The sequence below is a fragment of the Brenneria rubrifaciens genome (assembly GCF_005484945.1).
Taxonomy (GTDB): domain Bacteria; phylum Pseudomonadota; class Gammaproteobacteria; order Enterobacterales; family Enterobacteriaceae; genus Brenneria; species Brenneria rubrifaciens.
In genome coordinates this window covers 3,958,297-3,973,042 of the sequence record NZ_CP034035.1, presented here as the reverse complement: position 1 = coordinate 3,973,042, position 14,746 = coordinate 3,958,297, and the positions used below count along the sequence as shown (strand labels likewise).

At 51.0% G+C, this 14,746-nt stretch carries 13 protein-coding genes; all 13 read right to left on the bottom strand.

The features are described 5' to 3' along the window. Positions 1-32: 32 nt before the first annotated feature. Entirely contained in the window at positions 33-920 is an 888-nt protein-coding gene (pstA, locus tag EH207_RS17800) for a phosphate ABC transporter permease PstA (RefSeq protein WP_137715168.1), read from the bottom strand. Beyond that, entirely contained in the window at positions 920-1,879 is a 960-nt protein-coding gene (pstC, locus tag EH207_RS17795) for a phosphate ABC transporter permease PstC (protein WP_137715167.1), read from the bottom strand. The genes pstA and pstC overlap by 1 nt, the downstream gene beginning before the upstream one ends. Before the next feature lie 149 nt (positions 1,880-2,028). Next, positions 2,029-3,069 (bottom strand): phosphate ABC transporter substrate-binding protein PstS, encoded by a 1,041-nt coding sequence (gene pstS / locus EH207_RS17790; protein ID WP_137715166.1) that lies wholly within the window; start codon positions 3,067-3,069, stop codon positions 2,029-2,031. Positions 3,070-4,571: 1,502 nt separating this feature from the next. After that, the gene (gene glmS, locus EH207_RS17785) at positions 4,572-6,401 is read right to left on the bottom strand and encodes a glutamine--fructose-6-phosphate transaminase (isomerizing) (RefSeq protein WP_137715165.1); all 1,830 of its coding nucleotides are present in this window, start codon (positions 6,399-6,401) and stop codon (positions 4,572-4,574) included. A 185-nt stretch (positions 6,402-6,586) separates the two neighbouring features. After that, the gene (glmU, locus tag EH207_RS17780) at positions 6,587-7,957 is read right to left on the bottom strand and encodes a bifunctional UDP-N-acetylglucosamine diphosphorylase/glucosamine-1-phosphate N-acetyltransferase GlmU (protein ID WP_137715164.1); all 1,371 of its coding nucleotides are present in this window, start codon (positions 7,955-7,957) and stop codon (positions 6,587-6,589) included. 286 nt (positions 7,958-8,243) lie between these two features. Beyond that, entirely contained in the window at positions 8,244-8,657 is a 414-nt protein-coding gene (locus EH207_RS17775) for a F0F1 ATP synthase subunit epsilon (protein ID WP_175413739.1), read from the bottom strand. A 28-nt stretch (positions 8,658-8,685) separates the two neighbouring features. Continuing rightward, complete coding sequence (gene atpD / locus EH207_RS17770; RefSeq protein WP_137715162.1) at positions 8,686-10,068, bottom strand: F0F1 ATP synthase subunit beta; 1,383 nt, start codon at positions 10,066-10,068, stop codon at positions 8,686-8,688. A gap of 47 nt (positions 10,069-10,115) precedes the next feature. Then, positions 10,116-10,982 (bottom strand): F0F1 ATP synthase subunit gamma, encoded by an 867-nt coding sequence (atpG, locus tag EH207_RS17765; protein WP_137715161.1) that lies wholly within the window; start codon positions 10,980-10,982, stop codon positions 10,116-10,118. Positions 10,983-11,034: 52 nt separating this feature from the next. Beyond that, a complete protein-coding gene (gene atpA, locus EH207_RS17760; protein ID WP_137715160.1) occupies positions 11,035-12,576 on the bottom strand; it encodes a F0F1 ATP synthase subunit alpha in 1,542 nt (513 codons plus the stop codon). Positions 12,577-12,588: 12 nt separating this feature from the next. Continuing rightward, entirely contained in the window at positions 12,589-13,122 is a 534-nt protein-coding gene (gene atpH, locus EH207_RS17755) for a F0F1 ATP synthase subunit delta (RefSeq protein WP_137715159.1), read from the bottom strand. A gap of 14 nt (positions 13,123-13,136) precedes the next feature. After that, a complete protein-coding gene (gene atpF, locus EH207_RS17750; RefSeq protein WP_137715158.1) occupies positions 13,137-13,607 on the bottom strand; it encodes a F0F1 ATP synthase subunit B in 471 nt (156 codons plus the stop codon). Positions 13,608-13,671: 64 nt separating this feature from the next. Then, positions 13,672-13,911 carry a F0F1 ATP synthase subunit C gene (atpE, locus tag EH207_RS17745; protein WP_005976545.1) on the bottom strand — a complete coding sequence of 80 codons (240 nt, stop codon included), beginning with the start codon at positions 13,909-13,911 and terminating at the stop codon, positions 13,672-13,674. A gap of 49 nt (positions 13,912-13,960) precedes the next feature. After that, a complete protein-coding gene (gene atpB, locus EH207_RS17740; RefSeq protein ID WP_137715157.1) occupies positions 13,961-14,740 on the bottom strand; it encodes a F0F1 ATP synthase subunit A in 780 nt (259 codons plus the stop codon). Positions 14,741-14,746 lie beyond the last annotated feature (6 nt).

The window sequence follows — 14,746 nt, the reverse complement described above, 5'->3', positions numbered from 1 at the left end:
ACCGGCGCTGCTAGGCAACGCCTTGAATTTATTTAATCTTTCCTGGTAGAAAAAATAACGCGCGCCAAAATATTCAGCAGCAGAACACACAGCGTGATCAACAGCACGCCTGCCCAGGCCAGCTGTTGCCATTCCACAAACGGGCTCATGGCGAATTTAAAGATAGTAACCGGGAGATTGGCAATCGGGCGCATCAGATCCGTACTCCAGAACTGATTCGACAGCGAGGTGAACAACAGCGGCGCGGTTTCCCCCGCGATACGCGCTATCGCCAGCAAAATCCCCGTCATGATGCCCGATACCGAGGCTTTCAGCGTGATGGCTGAAATCATCTTCCACTTTGGCGTACCCAGTGCGTAAGCCGCTTCACGCAGGCTATCCGGTATCAGCTTAAGCATATTCTCGGTTGTACGGATCACAATCGGAACCTGCAACAGCGCCAGCGCAATCACCCCGGCCCAGCCGGAAAAGTGCTGCATTTTCGCCACCACCAGTGTATAGACGAAAAGCCCGACCACAATGGACGGCGCCGAGAGCAAAATGTCGTTAATAAATCGGATTACTTCCGCAATCCATGATTTACGACCATACTCCGCCAGATAGATGCCGGCCATAATGCCCAGCGGCGTTCCCAGCAGGGTAGACCACAGAATCAGCAGTCCGCTTCCGACGATGGCGTTTGCCAGCCCGCCGCCGGCGGTATTGGGCGGCGGCGTCATTTCGGTAAATAGCGCCAGCGACATCCCATCAACCCCTTTGGTGATGGTTGAAAACAGTATCCAGACCAGCCAAAACAGGCCAAAAACCATAGTGATCATTGATAAACACAGTGCGATACGGTTCTTGTTACGCCGCCAAGCCTGCATCTTGCGCCGCGAACGCACCAGCGCCGCTTCTTGTTCCATACCTAACGAAGCCATCAAGGTGCCCCCTCATTTCTTGTCAGACGCATAATCATCAGTTTTGAACACGCCAGAACAATAAAGGTAATCACAAATAGAATCAGCCCCAGCTCCATCAGCGCTGCGGTATGCAGGCCGGACTCGGCCTCGGCAAACTCATTGGCTAACGCCGACGTAATACTGTTGCCCGGCATATACAGCGACGCGCTATCCAACTGGTAGGTATTGCCGATAATGAAGGTCACAGCCATGGTTTCGCCCAGCGCACGCCCCAACCCCAGCATAATGCCGCCAATCACGCCATTTTTGGTATAAGGCAGGACAATGTGCCAAATCACTTCCCAGGTGGTGCAACCAATACCGTATGCGGACTCTTTCATCATCACCGGGGTTTGTTCAAACACGTCGCGCATAACGGCGGCGATGTAGGGAATAATCATGATGGCCAGAATCACGCCAGCCGCCAGAATACCGATTCCAAAGGCGGGTCCTGAGAAAAGCGCGCCCACAAACGGAATGCCCGATAGCACATTACCCACCGGCTGTTGGAAATATTCGGCAAACAGCGGGGCGAAAATGAACAAGCCCCACATGCCGTAAACAATACTCGGGATCGCAGCCAGCAATTCAATGGCAACGCCCAATGGACGCTTCAGCCAGTTGGGTGCCAGCTCGGTCAGAAACAGTGCGATCCCGAAACTGATAGGTATCGCGATAATCAGCGCAATCAATGAGGTAACAACCGTGCCGTAGATCGGTACCAAAGCCCCGAATTGCTCGGCAGGCGCATCCCATTCTTTCGTCCATAGAAAAGCAAAACCAAACTTTTCAATGCTGGGCCAGGACGCCACAATCAGGGAAACAATAATGCCCCCTAACAACATCAGCGTGATCAACGCAGCCAGTTTCACCAGCGCACCAAAAATGATATCGCCGTGTTTCCCCGGAGCCTTAATCGCCGGCTTGTACTCAGCCATGCATCTCTCTTCTCAATTCAACTGCATTTGACAACACACAAGTTGTTTAAGGCGGAAAGGTGATTGCCACCTTTCCGCCCCGATACAACCTTCAACCCTTTAGCGAATGTTCATGCCATCTGATTCTATGAACATTGCAGACAGATGTTTTAATATAACGCTTTACCGCTACTGTCTTTTATCTGAGTTTTCCATGCGGCACGAATTTGCTCAACCACTTCTTTAGGCAGCGTGGCGTAATCCAGCGCTGTAGCTTGCTCGCCGCCTTTGTTGTAAGCCCAGTCGAAGAACTTCAATACTTCAGTACCCTGCTCTGCTTTGGCCTGCTCTTTCTGTATAAGAATGAAGGTGGTAGAGCTAATAGGCCAGGCATCCGCGCCTTTCTGATTCGTCAGATCCTGAGCAAAAGTTCTGCTCCAGTCAGCGCCCTTCGCGGCATTACTAAAATTGGCGCCGGTCGGGCTGACAACGCCGCCATCCGCAGAAACCAGTTTGGTGTAAGCCAGATTGTTCTGCTTGGCGTAAGCATATTCGACATAGCCGATTGAACCAGGCAGACGCTGTACGAACGCCGCAATACCATCGTTTCCTTTACCGCCCAGACCGGTCGGCCAGTTAACGGTAGAGCCAGAACCGATTTTTTCTTTCCATTCCGCATTCACTTTAGCCAGATAGCTGGTGAAAACGAAAGACGTACCGGAACCATCCGCACGACGCACCACCGCAATATCCTGATCCGGCAGTTTAGCATTCGGATTCAGTTTGGTAATGGCGGGATCGTTCCATTTTTTGATTTTTCCCAGGTAGATATCACCCAGCGTTTTGCCATCCAGCGTCAAATCACCTGATTTAATACCCGGAATGTTTACCGCCAGCACCACGCCACCGATAACGGTCGGGAACTGGAATAAACCATCTTTTGCCAGTTTATCATCAGACAGCGGTGCGTCAGAAGCGCCGAAGTCGACGGTTTTAGCAATAATTTGTTTTACACCGCCTGAAGATCCAATCCCTTGATAGTTGACTTTATTGCCAGTTTCTTTTTGATAGGAGTCAGCCCATTTGGAATAAACTGGCGCGGGAAATGTCGCACCGGCGCCGGTGAGGTTGGCGGCAGCAAAAGCGGAAACCGCCGTCAGTGAAAAACTTGCTGCAACGATACTGGCAATAGTGGTACGCATCAGTTTCATAATCCCTCCTGTGGGATACTGGAAGTGTAGACCCAGAGTCGTTATTAATCAGAGTGTAGTTTGCAGGAGGAAAAATAGGACAATTCCGTGACAGTAAAATGTACTTAATGTGACAGTTTTATGACAAAAACAAATCTTATCCTGACCACCATCCCGCTTATGATTTTCAATTAGTTAACTCGGGACGCCGTTTCACGCTAAGAACCTTATTGATGAACTTGCGTACCGGGAGGATATCAGGGGGCCGACGGGCATCTCCCTCGATGACGGCGGCTAACGGTACACCACACTCTGCTGCGTATCCTCCTTTTGCAGCCCATTCCAGCCCTCCATGCGCAAGCATTCAAGAAACTCTGCCCAGCGCTGGGCAGCAGTGGTCCGGCGGTAAAACGGTTGACCTGCCGCCGCGCCGCAAACCGGTGATTCTTATTTCCATTTTGCTTATCTGGCCGATATATTCAGCGTCATTTTTCACAATGCGCCTATGTCACTCGCTCATCGCGCAGGATTTAATTTGCGTTAACCCCCAGTGTATTTCGCTTTTCCTACAGTTGATTGAACCCTTTCCCGGCTCCGTACGCGCTTCAGGTATGATCATTATTTTTGTCGCCGGCGTCAGTTTAGAGGATAACGGTTATTCGGCGCATCACCCGAATTAGATTTTAATGATGCAGGTAAGTCAGTAGGCGCTACATTATGGGTACGGCTGACCGAAGCCCACCTGAAATAAAAAAACAAAACCACCCGACATTGAATGCCGATGATGGCAGGGAGGTAAAATGAAATAATCTTACGCATCTGTAAATCGAAATATCACAAGCTTAAACCTAACGCCACATAGTTCCGTCGCATTAAATCGGTATTGGGCAAAAACAGGCGTGACGATGAGGTCATTTTCCCCAACAGTCGAGAGCATTCATACGGTTACTTCATGTTTGTCGGGTGGTTTTTATTTTGATTGTCATTTAGCGCTCTTATTTAACAAGTCACTCTCATGAAAAAGGCATCGTCAGCCTATTGATGAGCTGAATTGTAATCAGTGGCTCAGTAAACATAGCCCATGCGGAAATTACGTTGATTGAAAAAAACAGCATCAGTAATAACGTATCGTCGCCGTTCAGTCTGCAAGCAGGCGGAAGTACAGGGCACGCTGAAATATTTTAACAGCCCGGAACCACGTTATTTCAAAATGGTCATGATGGTGGTTCCTGCGTGCATTAAAAGCGAATTACGCCTTATCGGATGACATCCCCGAACATCGGTTATACGGAACGGGGTCTCAATCTCACCCATATTTGGGTTCCGGACGGACATTAACGTCAGCAAATTTCCGGTATGTCGCAATCGTGAAATAAAGTCGGCTGGTATGCGACCGGAAACGTCGACATAAAGGAAATGACCGCCGGCAACGTCGACTTCGGTGACTTCAGTTGCCGGTAGCCTTCTTTCCGACCTGCGGCGTCTAATCAGGAAACTTACCGCAAGTTGAATCAATGCCTTCGTTATTCCACCGTGACCGACTTCGCCAGATTACGCGGTTGATCGACGTCCGTACCTTTGATCAGCGCAACATGGTAAGACAGTAACTGTAGCGGAACGGTATAGAAAATCGGTGCGATCACCTCTTCAATATGCGGCAGAGGGATAATTTTCATATTCTCGCTACTGATGAAACCAGCATCTTCATCAGCGAACACATACAGCTCGCCGCCGCGTGCCCGGACTTCTTCAATATTGGATTTCAGTTTTTCCAGCAGCTCATTATTAGGCGCCACCACCACCACCGGCATATCCGCATCGATCAACGCCAGCGGCCCGTGCTTTAGTTCACCCGCCGCATAAGCTTCGGCATGGATATAGGAGATCTCTTTCAGTTTCAGCGCCCCTTCCATGGCAATCGGATACTGATCGCCGCGCCCCAGAAACAGTGCATGATGCTTATCAGAGAAACCTTCCGCCAGAGACTCAATGAGCTTATCCTGCGACAGCATCTGTTCGATTCGGGCCGGTAATGCCTGCAAACCGTGTACGATATCCTGTTCAACCTGCGCATCCATACCACGCAGATGACCAATACGGGCCACCAGCATCAGCAGAACCGTAAGCTGAGTGGTGAATGCCTTGGTAGAAGCCACGCCAATTTCCACACCGGCTTTGGTCATCAGCGACAAATCGGACTCACGCACCAGCGACGACCCCGCAACGTTACAAATGGCCAGTGAGCCCAGATATCCCAGTTCTTTGGACAAACGCAGCGCCGCCAGCGTATCCGCCGTTTCACCGGACTGAGACAAGGTAATCATCAGGCTATTCTGTCGTATCGCCGGTTTGCGATAGCGGAACTCGGAAGCGATTTCCACATCACAAGGAACTCCCGCCAACGCTTCAAACCAGTAGCGGGAAACCATACCGGAATTGTAGGAGGTGCCGCAGGCGATGATCTGAACATGCTGCACTTTCGCCAGCAGTTCATCCGCTTTCGGGCCTAATTCAGAAAGATTGATCTCACCGTGGCTAAAACGCCCTTCAAGGGTGTTCTTAATCGCCATCGGCTGTTCGTAAATCTCTTTCTGCATGTAATGACGGTAAGCGCCTTTGTCACCGGCATCATAATTCACCTTCGATTCAATTTCTTCGCGCACAGCAATCTGACCGGATTTATCAAATACGCGAATGTCGCGACGGGTGATTTCAGCCACGTCCCCTTCTTCCAGGAACATAAAGCGGCGAGTAACCGGCAACAGCGCCAGTTGGTCGGAAGCAATGAAGTTTTCCCCCATACCGCGCCCGATAACCAGCGGACTCCCTGAACGCGCGGCAACCAGCACGCCCGGATCACGGCTATCCAGCACCACCATACCGTAAGCCCCGCGCAGTTGAGGGATCACGCGCTTAACCACCTCCACCAGCGAACCGCCCTGCTTTTGTTCAAAATGAACCAGATGAGCAACCACTTCGGTATCCGTTTCCGACACAAAGCGGTAGCCGCGTTCAATCATCAGCTCACGTAGCGGTTCGTGGTTTTCAATAATCCCGTTGTGGACAATGATAATGTGTTCAGAAACATGCGGGTGTGCATTCTCCTCAGAGGGTTCACCGTGCGTTGCCCAGCGAGTATGAGCGATACCGGTGCCGCCAGCCAGCTCATGTTTCTCGGCGGCCTGAGCCAGCATCTGCACTTTACCCAAACGACGCAGGCGGGAAACCTGCCCTTCACTGTTAACCACAGCAAGACCCGCCGAGTCATAGCCTCGGTATTCAAGACGGCGTAAACCTTCTAACAGGATTTCTGCGATATCACGTTGCGCGACCGCGCCTACAATTCCACACATCGATTGTATTCCTATAAAAGTGACATATTGTGTCACCGGAGATGTCTTTGACCTGATTGTTCCGGTTTTTCCGGGGTTCCCCGAGCCTTGTAGAGTTGGGGATTATTATGTCTTGCTCTGCGCTTGAGGTTGAACGCAGAGCAAGACAGCCTCCACAGCTTGCGAAGGCCAGCCACAGTCAATAATTATTTTTTCTTCACAGGCCGCTGCCAGCCAGTAATGTGCTGCTGTCTCACCCGGCTGATAACCAACTCGTTTTCCGCCACGTCCTGCGTGACGGTTGTACCTGCACCAATCGTCACGCCATTGGCGATCTTAACCGGCGCCACCAGTTGAGTATCGGAACCGACAAACACATCATCACCAATGATTGTTTTATGTTTATTGGCGCCATCATAGTTACAGGTAATGGTTCCGGCACCAATATTAACACCAGCCCCGACCTCCGCATCACCCAGATAGCTAAGATGGCCAGCTTTTGATCCTTCGCCCAGCCGCGCTTTTTTCAGTTCTACAAAATTCCCGACGTGAGCGCCTTCAGCCAGCTCCGCGCCCGGACGCAAACGGGCAAAGGGTCCAACGGTACATTGCGCCGCCAACACCGCATCTTCCAGCACTGAGTATGGGCTGATTTCGCAATCATCACCAATAACACAATTTTTAATTACGCAACCTGCCCCGATTTTAACCCGGCTACCCAGCTTGACGTTACCTTCCAACACCACATTGACATCAATCATAACATCACGACCGTGAGTCAACGTTCCACGCAGATCAAAACGAAAAGGATCAAGCAACGTAACGCCAGCCAGCAACAGTTTATCCGCTTGCTCACGTTGATAAACACGTTCCAACGTCGAAAGTTGCAGGTGATTATTCACGCCTTCCACTTCACTCAGGCGATCGGGGTGAACGGTTTCGACGCGGTGACCTTCTGCCGCCGCCATTGCAATGATATCGGTAACGTAATATTCACCCTGAGCATTGTGATTTTTTAGCTGACTTAACCAGCGTTTCAAATCCTTGCCGTTCGCCACCAGAATGCCGGTATTGATTTCATTAATCTGGCGCTGTTCTTCGCTGGCATCTTTATGCTCGACGATCCCCACAACCACATCATTCTCACGCACGATACGGCCATAACCTGAGGGGTTGTCCAGCCTCACGGTCAGCAAGCCAATTCCCCCTTGCGGTTTCGCCTGTAACAACCGGTTCAGCGTTTGCGGGGAAATCAGCGGCACATCTCCGTACAACATCAGAATATCTTCATCATCGGCAAAAAATGGCGCGGCCTGCTGCATGGCATGACCCGTGCCCAGTTGTTCCGCCTGCAACACCCAGTTCAATGCCGGATCGGACAGTTCGCGCTTCAACAAATCGCCACCGTGCCCGTAAACCAAATGAACATGCTGTGCGCCTGTAGTTAGTGCGGTGTCAATGACATGCTGCACCATAGGTTTACCCGCTAATGGGTGCAAAACTTTGGGAAGTTCGGAATACATGCGGGTTCCTTTACCGGCAGCAAGGATAACCACACTCATAGCGCTGTTCGACATAAGCATCCTGACAAAAACAGATTGCAATTAAAATGGATGGATAAAAGTAAATCTGTTATGGAACAGAATTACTACTTATTTTATGGCTGGCCCCCCTGCGGGGCCGACCATATCAGGGTGGTTCATTATCAACATAACGATACTAAGAGTTTATCGAAACTTGCGCTGAACACAGACAGTTTTTTCTGAAAAGTTTATGCTGGAAGGAAGGGCAAACCTGATTCATCAAAATAAAAAAGCCAGACAACTTTCGCTGGCTGGCCTTTATTTATCAATCAATTATCTGTTACATCGCTTTTTTGGTTAGATCGATAACGCGCAGTTTGGCAATCGCCTTGCTCAGTTCTGCGGAAGCCTGGGCATAATCCACATCGCCATGGGAATTACGGATATGCTCTTCAGCTTTGCGTTTCGCTTCCAGCGCACGCGCTTCATCCAGATCTTGCCCGCGGATGGCGGTATCTGACAGTACGGTAACCGTGTTCGGCTGCACCTCAAGGATGCCGCCAGACAGGTAGATATACTCTTCTTCACCGTGCTGTTTAACAATACGAACCATGCCGGGTTTAATGGCAGTGAGCAGAGGGGCATGTCCCGGATAAATACCCAGTTCGCCTTCGCTCCCCGTCACCTGGATCTTCTGCACCAGACCGGAGAACATTTCCTGTTCCGCACTAACGACATCCAGATGGTAAGTCATAGCAGCCATATCACCCTCCTACAAGGCGTTACAGTTTCTTGGCTTTTTCCACTGCTTCTTCAATGGAACCAACCATAAAGAACGCCTGCTCTGGCAAGTGGTCGTATTCGCCTTCCATAATACCTTTAAAGCCACGAATGGTATCTTTCAGGGATACGTACTTACCCGGAGAACCGGTGAATACTTCCGCCACGAAGAACGGCTGCGACAAGAAGCGCTGGATCTTACGCGCACGGGATACGACCAGCTTGTCTTCTTCCGACAGTTCGTCCATACCCAGGATCGCGATGATGTCTTTCAGTTCCTGGTAACGTTGCAGAACGGACTGCACGCCACGGGCGACATCATAGTGTTCCTGACCGACAACCAGCGGATCCAACTGACGGCTGGTGGAATCCAGAGGGTCAACCGCCGGGTAGATGCCCAGAGAGGCGATCTGACGGCTCAGTACCACGGTTGCATCCAGGTGGGCAAAGGTGGTGGCGGGTGATGGGTCAGTCAAATCGTCCGCAGGTACATAAACCGCCTGAACAGAGGTAATAGACCCTGTTTTAGTGGAAGTGATACGTTCTTGCAGCACACCCATTTCTTCCGCCAGCGTCGGCTGGTAGCCTACCGCCGAAGGCATACGCCCCAATAGGGCGGATACTTCCGTACCGGCCAGAGTGTAACGATAAATATTATCGATAAACAGCAGTACGTCACGGCCTTCATCACGGAATTTTTCCGCCATGGTCAAACCGGTCAATGCCACGCGCAGACGGTTACCCGGCGGCTCGTTCATCTGACCATACACCAACGATACTTTATCGATAACGTTGGAATCGGTCATTTCGTGGTAGAAGTCGTTACCTTCACGGGTACGTTCGCCCACCCCTGCGAATACGGAGTAACCGGAGTGCTCGATCGCGATATTACGGATCAGCTCCATCATGTTTACCGTTTTACCTACGCCCGCACCACCGAACAGCCCCACTTTACCGCCCTTGGCAAACGGACACATCAGGTCGATAACCTTAATGCCGGTTTCCAACAGTTCCTGCGAGTTGGATAGCTCTTCGTAGCTTGGCGCCGAACGGTGAATCGGCCAACATTCTTCTTCGCCGATATCGCCTTTCATGTCGACCGGTTCACCCAGTACGTTCATGATACGACCCAGCGTCGCTTTACCAACCGGTACTTCGATCGCATGTCCCAGGTTCGATACGTTCAACCCGCGACGCAGGCCGTCGGAAGAACCCATTGAGATACAGCGAACAACGCCGCCGCCTAACTGCTGCTGCACTTCCAGCACCAGCCTTTCAGCACCGTTTTCTACCTCAAGCGCATCGTACACTTTTGGTACGGCATCTTGCGGGAACTCGACGTCCACCACGGCGCCGATTACCTGGATAATCTTTCCAGTAGCCATCTTGAATCCTCTACGTAATTCGACAATACGTAATTCATAAACCTGGTTTAAATCGCGGAGGCTCCCCCGACGATTTCGGTGAGTTCCTGGGTAATACTGGCCTGACGAGCCTTGTTGTAGACCAACTGAAGATCTTTTATCAGGCTGCCGCCGTTATCGGTCGCGGCTTTCATCGCTACCATTCGCGCGGCCTGTTCACTGGCTAGGTTCTCTACGACGCTCTGATAAACCTGAGACTCCACATAACGGCGCAACAGGGTATCCAGCAGCGACTTGGGATCGGGTTCATACAGGTAATCCCAGGATTTCTTTTTCAACTCACCATCGTCATCCGCTGGCGGCAACGGCAGCAGTTGAACAACAAGCGGATCCTGAGACATGGTATTGATGAACTTGTTACTCACAATATACAGCTTGTCCAGACGACCTTCGTCATAGGCTTGCAGCATAACCTTCACCGGACCGATCAACTCTGACACGGAAGGGTTATCCCCCATGCCGGTGACCTGAGCAACAATGTTGCTGCCTACTGAACCGAAAAAAGAAACCGCTTTGGAGCCAATCAGCGATAAATCGATTTCAACGCCTTTCTCACCCCAGGCTTTCATATCAGCCAGCAGCTTTTTAAACAGGTTGATATTCAAACCACCGCACAGGCCACGGTCGGTAGACACCACCAAATACCCAACGCGTTTAACGTCCCGCTCTTCCAGGTACGGGTGTTTATATTCCAGATTCCCCAACGCAAGGTGACCAATCACCTTGCGCATGGTTTTCGCATAAGGACGGCTGGCCGCCATACGATCCTGCGATTTACGCATTTTGGAAGCGGCGACCATTTCCATCGCTTTGGTGATCTTCTGCGTGTTTTGGACGCTTGCGATCTTACTACGTATCTCTTTTGCGCCGGCCATCTTTGCTTCTCCTCAAAGCCTTGCGGCCTGCTTTACAGCAGGCCACCGGGCGTTACCAGGACTGGGTTGCCTTAAAAGTATCGAGGATGTTCTTGAACTTGCCCTCGATCTCATCGTTATAAGCGCCAGTCTGGTCGATTTGTTGCAGAAGTTCGCCATGCTCGCGGTCGGCATAAGCCAGCAACGCCGCTTCAAAGCCACCGACTTTCGCCAGATCAACGTCTTCCAAATAACCACGTTCCGCCGCAAACAGAACCAGAGACTGTTGCGCAACCGACATCGGCGCATACTGTTTCTGCTTCAGCAACTCGGTCACTTTCTGACCGTGGCTTAACTGCTTACGGGTTGCATCGTCAAGATCGGATGCAAACTGAGAAAACGCCGCCAGTTCACGATACTGCGCCAGAGCGGTACGGATACCACCGGACAGTTTTTTCATGATCTTGGTCTGTGCCGCGCCACCCACACGGGATACGGAGATCCCTGGGTTAACCGCGGGACGAATACCGGCGTTGAACAGATTGGATTCCAGGAAGATCTGACCATCGGTAATCGAGATTACGTTGGTCGGAACGAACGCGGAAACGTCACCAGCCTGTGTTTCAATGATCGGCAGTGCCGTCAAAGAGCCGGTTTGACCTTTCACTTCACCCTTGGTGAATGCTTCTACGTAATCGACGTTTACACGCGCAGCACGTTCCAGCAAACGGGAATGAAGATAGAAAACGTCACCCGGATACGCTTCACGACCTGGCGGACGACGGAGCAACAGAGAAATCTGACGATAAGCAACGGCCTGTTTTGACAGGTCATCATAAATGATCAGTGCGTCTTCACCGCGGTCACGGAAATATTCACCCATTGCACAGCCCGCATACGGCGCCAGATATTGCAGAGCGGCAGATTCGGATGCCGTCGCCACCACAACAATGGTGTTTTCCAGTGCGCCGTGCTCCTCCAGTTTACGTACCACATTGGAAATCGTGGACGCTTTCTGACCGATAGCGACGTACACACATTTGATGCCGGATTCACGCTGGTTAATGATGGCGTCAATAGCCAGTGCGGTTTTACCCGTTTGACGGTCCCCGATAATCAATTCACGCTGACCGCGACCGATTGGGATCATGGCGTCAACGGATTTATAGCCCGTTTGCACCGGCTGATCAACGGACTGACGCTCGATAACGCCGGGCGCAATCGTTTCAACCGCAGAGAAACCGTCGTGATCCAACGGGCCTTTACCATCAATCGGCGCACCCAGCGTGTTCACTACGCGACCCAGCAGGCCACGGCCAACCGGTACTTCAAGAATACGGCCAGTGCATTTTACTTTCATTCCCTCGGCCAGGTCGGTATACGGACCCATCACGACCGCACCAACAGAGTCACGCTCCAGGTTGAGTGCAATCGCAAAACGGTTACCCGGCAGAGAAATCATCTCACCCTGCATCACATCGGCAAGACCGTGAACGCGGATGATCCCGTCACTAACGGAAACAATAGTACCTTCATTGTGAGCTTCGCTCACCACATTGAACTGAGCAATGCGCTGCTTGATCAGTTCGCTGATTTCGGTTGAATTCAGTTGCATGCTCCAGTCCCCTTAAGACTGCAAGACGTCTGCCAGACGTTCCAGACGACCACGAATGCTGCCATCTATCACCATATCGCCCGCGCGAATAACTACGCCGGCCATGACAGACTTATCAATTTTGCAATTCAGCTTCACTTTGCGTGACAGACGTTTTTCCATCGCAGCCGCTATCTTAGATAATTGCTGCTCACTCAACGCGCTGGCAGAAACAACTTCGACATCTACCGTCGATTCTTGTGCCGCCCGCAATTGAATAAATTGTGCTAGTACTTCAGGAAGCACCAGTAAACGTCCGTTCTCGGCCATCACCTTAATCAGGTTCTGACCGGCTTCATCAAGTTGATCACCACAAACGGCAATGAACGTTTTGGCCAGTTCAAACGGTGCTACCGCACTGGAAAGCAACTCGGCCATCTGATCGTTACGCGTTACTTCGGCCGTAAACGCCAGCATGTTCTGCCAGCGCTCGACGGCTTGATTCTCAACCGCAAAGTCAAAAGCTGCTTTGGCGTAGGGGCGAGCTACCGTGACAAATTCAGACATCAGCCCCTTCCTCCTTACAGTTCAGCGACCAATTTATCAACGATGTCGCTGTTAGCAGCTTCATCCACGGAACGTTCAATAATCTTCTCGGCACCGGCAATAGCCAACATGGCGACTTGCTTACGCAACTCTTCACGCGCGCGTTTACGTTCGGCTTCAATTTCAGCCTGCGCTTGCGCCACAATCTTGTTACGTTCAGCTTCAGCTTCCGCTTTGGCATCATCCAGCATCTGAGCGCGGAGTTTGTTCGCCTGCTCAATGATAACCTGCGCATCCGCTCTAGCTTTCTTCAGTTGGTCTGTCGCATTGGCCTGCGCCAGGTTCAAATCTTTTTTGGCACGTTCAGCAGAAGCCAGACCGTCAGCAATTTCTTTTTGACGCTTCTCAATAGCGGCCATAATTGGCGGCCATACGTACTTCATGCAGAACCAGACAAACAGAACGAACGCAATAGCCTGGCCGAGGATTGTCGCATTAATATTCACAGCACAATGCCTCTTTCAAAGTTAAATAAGTTGATGTTTCAACCCTGGCGGAAAACATTTCCGCTTAGGCCACCGCAAACATCACATACAGACCCAGACCAACAGCAATCATCGGGATGGCGTCAACCAAGCCCATAACGATAAAGAACTGTGTACGCAGCAGAGGAATCAGGTCAGGCTGACGTGCAGCGCCTTCCAAGAATTTACCACCCAGAATGCCGATACCGATCGCAGCACCGATTGCCGCCAAACCCATCATCAACGCGGCAGCCATGTACAGCAGATCCACACTCAGGTTTTCCATGACAGTCTCCAGTTTGTTTCAGTTAAAACGTTATTGTGTTGAAAGAAAATTAATGCTCTTCAGATGCCATCGAGAGATAAACAACCGTCAGAACCATAAAAATAAAAGCCTGAAGCGTAATGATCAAAATGTGGAAAATGGCCCAGGGCACATTCAACAACCATTGAGACCACCACGGCAACAAGCCGGCGATCAGGATGAAGATCAACTCACCCGCATACATGTTGCCAAACAGTCGCAAACCAAGAGAAACCGGTTTAGACAGCAGGCTGACACCTTCAAGAATCAGGTTGACAGGAATAAATACTGGATGATTGAACGGCTGCATGGTCAGTTCTTTAACAAAACCACCCACCCCTTTCATTTTGATGCTGTAGAACAGAATGAGGGCGAATACTCCTAGCGCCATGGACAGCGTAACGTTCACATCCGCTGACGGCACCACGCGCAGCGCAGGCAATCCCAGAACATGCTCGCCGATATAAGGCAATAAATCGATAGGCAGTAGATCCATCATGTTCATCAGGAATACCCAGACGAAAATGGTCAGCGCCAGAGGAGCGATCAGTTTGCTTTTGCCATGGAACATATCGCGCACGTTGCTATCGACAAAGCCGACAATCAGTTCTACAGCCGTTTGTAATTTCCCCGGCACGCCGCTGGTCGCATTCTTCGCAACCCGGCGGAAGATCGCCAGAAAGAGAACCCCAAGAGTGACAGAGAAAAACATCGAATCGATGTTGATCGACCAGAAACCCGTTCCCACCTGCAAATGCGTCAGGTGATGACCGATATACTCTTGCGGAGTAGAGATTTCTCCAGCAGCCATGATGTC

Bases quoted from the DNA above. Each gene is read 5' to 3' on its own strand.
- atpD (WP_137715162.1), bottom strand. From the start codon at position 10,068: ATGGCTACTGGAAAGATTATCCAGGTAATCGGCGCCGTGGTGGACGTC.
- atpG (WP_137715161.1), bottom strand. From the start codon at position 10,982: ATGGCCGGCGCAAAAGAGATACGTAGTAAGATCGCAAGCGTCCAAAAC.
- atpE (WP_005976545.1), bottom strand. From the start codon at position 13,911: ATGGAAAACCTGAGTGTGGATCTGCTGTACATGGCTGCCGCGTTGATG.
- pstA (WP_137715168.1), bottom strand. From the start codon at position 920: ATGGCTTCGTTAGGTATGGAACAAGAAGCGGCGCTGGTGCGTTCGCGG.
- glmU (WP_137715164.1), bottom strand. From the start codon at position 7,957: ATGTCGAACAGCGCTATGAGTGTGGTTATCCTTGCTGCCGGTAAAGGA.
- atpB (WP_137715157.1), bottom strand. From the start codon at position 14,740: ATGGCTGCTGGAGAAATCTCTACTCCGCAAGAGTATATCGGTCATCAC.
- atpH (WP_137715159.1), bottom strand. From the start codon at position 13,122: ATGTCTGAATTTGTCACGGTAGCTCGCCCCTACGCCAAAGCAGCTTTT.
- EH207_RS17775 (WP_175413739.1), bottom strand. From the start codon at position 8,657: ATGACTTACCATCTGGATGTCGTTAGTGCGGAACAGGAAATGTTCTCC.
- pstS (WP_137715166.1), bottom strand. From the start codon at position 3,069: ATGAAACTGATGCGTACCACTATTGCCAGTATCGTTGCAGCAAGTTTT.
- atpA (WP_137715160.1), bottom strand. From the start codon at position 12,576: ATGCAACTGAATTCAACCGAAATCAGCGAACTGATCAAGCAGCGCATT.
- pstC (WP_137715167.1), bottom strand. From the start codon at position 1,879: ATGGCTGAGTACAAGCCGGCGATTAAGGCTCCGGGGAAACACGGCGAT.
- glmS (WP_137715165.1), bottom strand. From the start codon at position 6,401: ATGTGTGGAATTGTAGGCGCGGTCGCGCAACGTGATATCGCAGAAATC.